The organism is Streptomyces sp. NPDC002690 (assembly GCF_053592415.1).
The window spans coordinates 1-4656 of the sequence record NZ_JBSFVR010000481.1; the positions used below are offsets into that span (position 1 = coordinate 1).

The window sequence follows — 4656 nt, forward strand, 5'->3', positions numbered from 1 at the left end:
CGACCTGGCGTACCGAGGCCGAGCCCGAGCAGGTCCGCGCGCCTCCCCACCGGGCTTGCGGCGTACCACCCCCGAGATGCGTCCGAATCCATGTGCGATTGTCGGTCGGGCGTGATACTCACTAGGCACGGGGTGGAAGGATCATGGACCTCCCCGCTCGACACAGGCCAGGGGGTGGGGACGTGGCGTTGCTCCGTGATTGGACGCTCGCGCTCGGAAAACAGGTGGGCCGGCCCGGCGCACAGTTGCAGAAGGACTCCGGAGATCCGGAGGTCCCGCGCATCAGGGCGGCTGCCGCAGCCGCGGACTGGGGCACCGTGCGCGCGATACTCGTGGCGCGTCCCGAGAGCGAGGACCGCACGGAGTTGCTCTGGGCCGTCGGCGAGACGGCACGGGTGGAACGGTGGATCACCGAGGCGGCGGAGTCCGAGCCCGATGCGGCGCTGCCCCGGGTCGTGGCCGGTCTGCGCTACCTCGCCTGGGGCTGGGAAGCCCGTACGTCGGCGAGGGCGACCCACGTGTCCCGCGAGCAGTTCGAGGTGTTCCACGACCGGCTGCGCACGGCCGAACGGTGGCTGTACGAGGCGGCGGAACGCGAACCGGGGTGGACCTCCCCCTGGTACGGCCTCCAGACCACCGGGCGCGGACTCCAGGTCGGCCAGGACGTCGCGCGGCGCAGGTTCGAGGCCACGGTCCGGCGCGATCCGCATCACCTCGGAGCCCACGCGCAGCAGTTGCAGCAGGTCTGCGACAAGTGGGGCGGCTCGCACGAGGAGATGCACGCCTTCGCACACGCGTCCGCGTTCGGTGCCCCCGGCGGCACCCTGCTGGGCACGCTGGTGGCGGACGCGCACATCGAGCAGTGGCTCTCCCTCGACGTGGGCGCGGACGCCGCCTACATGCACCGGCCGGAAGTGGCCCAGTCCCTGCGCAAGGCCGCCGAACACTCCTACCGGCACCCGGACTTCGTCCGTCGCGGCTCCTGGAACCAGCTCCTCAACTCCTTCGCCCTGGCCTTCTCCCTGGTGGGGGATCGCGACGCGGCACGGGAGTGCTTCCGGGCCACCGAGGGCCGCGTCAGCGAGTCCCCCTGGAGCTACGTGAACCACCGCGACCCCGTCGCCGCCTACCGGAAGCACCGCGCGGCGGCCGGACGCTGATCCGCCGACGCGCCCTCCCGGGTGTCTTCCCCGACCCGACCGTCCCTTCCTCGTCCTCGTCCGGCGCTCCGCGCGACGAGCACGTGCCCCTCACGAAAGTCTGCGACCCGGTGCCTCCTTCCGAGACCGCCCACACCTTCCAGGTCGACCTGCGTGGCCTGGTCGACCTGCTCTCCCACCACCTGTACTCCTCTCCCCGCGTCTACCTGCGTGAGCTGCTGCAGAACGCGGTGGACGCCATCACAGCCCGCCAGGTCCTCGATCCCGGGGCACCCGGCCGTATCACGGTGCGTACCGGCGACACCCTCACCGTCACGGACACCGGTGTCGGTCTGACCGAGGCCGACGTCCACCGGTTCCTCGCCACCATCGGGCGCAGCTCCAAGCGGACCGCCGACGGCGCCCTGGACGGGGCCGGGCTCGACTCGGCCCGCGGCGAGTTCATCGGCCAGTTCGGCATCGGACTGCTCGCCTGCTTCGTGGTGGCGGACGAGATCGTCGTGACCAGTCGTACGGCGGCCGATCCGGCGGCGCCCGCCGTCGAATGGCGGGGCCACTCCGACGGCCGGTACACCATCCGTGCGCTGCCCGCCTCGGCCGTTCCCGAACCGGGCACCACCGTGCGCCTCACCCCGCGCGCCGACAGCGCCGAGTGGACCGAACCGGAGCAGGTCGTCTCCCTCGCCCGGCACTACGGCGGTCTGCTGCGCCACGAGGTCGTCGTCGTCGGCCCCCGGGGCGAGACCCACCGCGTCAACGAGACGCCCCCGTGGGAACGGACGCACCGATCGCCGCTGGCCAAGCGCGAGGCGTTCACGGAGTACTGCCGCACCCTCTTCGACTTCACGCCGCTCGACACCATCGAGCTCGACCTTCCGGCTGCCGGACTGCGCGGGGTCGCGTACGTCCTGCCCACCGCGGTCAGCCCGGCCCAGAAGGCGGGGCACCGGGTCCACCTCAAGGGGATGCTCCTCACCGACCAGGCACCGGAGTTGCTGCCCGAGTGGGCCTTCTTCGTGCGCTGTGTCGTCGACACCACCAGCCTGCGGCCGACCGCGTCCCGGGAGGCACTCTACGAGGACGGCACGCTCTCCGCCGTACGAGACGCCCTGGGCGAGCGGATCCGCGACTGGCTCACCGGCCTCGCGGCGAGCGATCCCGCCCTGCTGCACCGCTTCATCGACACCCACCACCTCGCGGTCAAGGCGCTCGCCCGGTACGACGACGAGTTGCTGCGCATCGTGCTGCCGTGGCTGCCGTTCGAGACCTCCGACGGCAACGTGACCCTGGAGGATTTCGCGCGTACGCACCCGACGCTGCTGGTCACGCGCAGCGTCGAGGAGTTCCGGCAGGTCGCCCCGATCGCGTCGGCCGCCGGGCTCGGAGTCGTCAACGGCGGCTACACCTACGACCGTGACCTCGTGCACCGGCTGCCGGAGATCCGGCCCGGCACGGCCGTCGCGGACCTGGACCCGGCCACCGTCACGGCACATCTCGACGCCGTGGACGCCTCCGCCGAACTCCGTGCGGCGGCCTTCCTCGCCATCGCCCGGGAGACGATCGGCGTCCACGACTGCGACGTCGTACTGCGCGACTTCCAGCCCGTCACCGCCCCGGCGCTGCTCCTCGACAACCGGGAGGCCCGGCACGAGCGGACCCGGTCGAGTCTCGCCGCCGACAGCGACGGCCTCTGGGCGGACATCCTCGGCTCACTCCGTCAGGAGGTGCCGCGCGCCCAGTTGGTCCTGAACCACCTCAACCCGCTGGTCCGCCAGGCGATCACGATCACCGAACGGGGCCTCGCGGTCGCGGCGGCCGAGGCTCTCTACGGCCAGGCGCTGCTGCTCAGCCGCCGCCCCCTGCGGGCGAGCGAGAGCGCCCTCCTCAACCGGGCCTTCATCGGCCTGCTCACCCACGCCATGCACCAGCCCGGCACGACGGCGCCCGGCTCCGAGCCGCGGAAGGAACTGTAGATGCTGGACACTCCCGAGGCCGTGATCGAGGCGCTCCGCGAGAACTACGACCGCCCCCACGGACTGGCGCGCACGGTGGTCGCCGAGGAGCTCGTCGAGGCGGCGGAGTCCTTCGAGAAGCCCGACGTCCTGGTGACGGCGCTGCTGGAGCTGATGTCGGCGTACGAGTACGTCGGCGAGCACGCCAAGGCGCCCGTCGCGTTCGCGCGGCTGCTCAAGCTCTGGGACACCACTCCCGAGTCCTTCAGCGAGTGGGAGGGACACCAGGTCTTCTGGCGGTTCAAGTGGGTGACGACCTCCCTGCTCCAGGTGCCCGAGGTGCCCCTGGCGTCCGTACACCGCTGGATCGACGAGATGCGCCGCCGGTACGAGGCGGCGGGTCACTCCCTCCAGCCGGTGGCGGCGATGCGCCACCATGTCGCGTCCCACACGGGCGTGGGCGTCGCCGACGCGTACGACCTGTGGGTCACCCGGCCCCGCAGCGGGCTGAGCGACTGCGAGGCCTGCGAGATACGGCACCGCGCCCGGTACCGGATGGCGACGGGCGACGACGGCGCGGCACTGGAGACCTGGGCGCCGGTCCTCGGCGGCGGCACCACCTGCACGGAGGAGCCTCAGACGAGCCAGGCCCGTGCGCTGCTGCCGCTGCTGCGCCTCGGCCGGACCGACGAGGCCCGCTCCCATCACCTGGCCGGTTACCGGCGGGTCCGCGGCAACACCGGCATGCTGCAGGAGGTCGGTCTGCACCTGGAGTTCTGCGCCCTCTCGCGCAACGCGGGACGCGGGCTGGAGATCCTCGCCGAGAACCGTCCGCTCTTCGACGCGACCGGGGCCCCGGGGGGCCGGCTCGGCTTCCTCACCGGTGTGGAGGTACTGCTCGCCGCGTTGGTCGAGGACGGTCACGCCGACACCGCCGTCGCCGGGCCGCCCGGACGAAACTGGACGGCGGGTGAACTCCTGGCCCACGTCCGGCCGGAGGCGGACCGGCTCGCCGCCGCCTTCGACGCGCGCAACGGCACCACGGCGGTGGGCGATCGCCGCATGGTGCGCCTCGCCCGGCGCCCTCTGCTCGACGAGCCGCTCCCCCTGGGGCTGCGGATCTCCACCACCCGGCCCTCCGCGCCCGCCGTAGCGCCCGCCACGGCGCTGGACGTACCCGACGACTTCGTCGCCCTGGTGCGCGAGGCCCGGCGTCTGCTCGTCCTGGGGCATCCCGGGGCGAGCCGGCTCTGGGCCCGGGTGGCAGGACGGCTGGAGGACGGCACCGCCGCCCACGACGAGGCCCTCGGCCCGGAGGTCCGGCTGAAGGCGGAGGTCGCCCAGCACCGGGCCGTCGACGGATTCTCGTTCAGGAGACACGCCCCGGAAAGCTATGCCGGGCTCCGGGAAGCGGCGGACCTGTTCGCGGAAGTGGACATGGGCTGGCTCGCGCTCGCCGCCCGCTGCCGGGCGCTCGCATGGTCCTCCGCCGCCGAGGAGGACCTGGACGGGACGGCGCGGGACGGCGCCGGGGCAGACACCGG

General features: G+C 72.9%; 2 protein-coding genes and 1 pseudogene. All 3 read left to right on the forward strand.

Features of this window, described 5'->3' with window-relative positions:
* Positions 1-182 precede the first annotated feature (182 nt).
* Complete coding sequence (locus ACWD3D_RS33700; RefSeq protein ID WP_451464516.1) at positions 183-1160, forward strand: hypothetical protein; 978 nt, start codon at positions 183-185, stop codon at positions 1158-1160.
* Between the two features lie 110 nt (positions 1161-1270).
* Positions 1271-3133, forward strand: a complete 1863-nt coding sequence (locus ACWD3D_RS33705) for an HSP90 family protein (protein ID WP_451464517.1) — start codon at positions 1271-1273, stop codon at positions 3131-3133.
* Positions 3134-4656, forward strand: a pseudogene (locus tag ACWD3D_RS33710) (hypothetical protein); the annotation flags it as partial.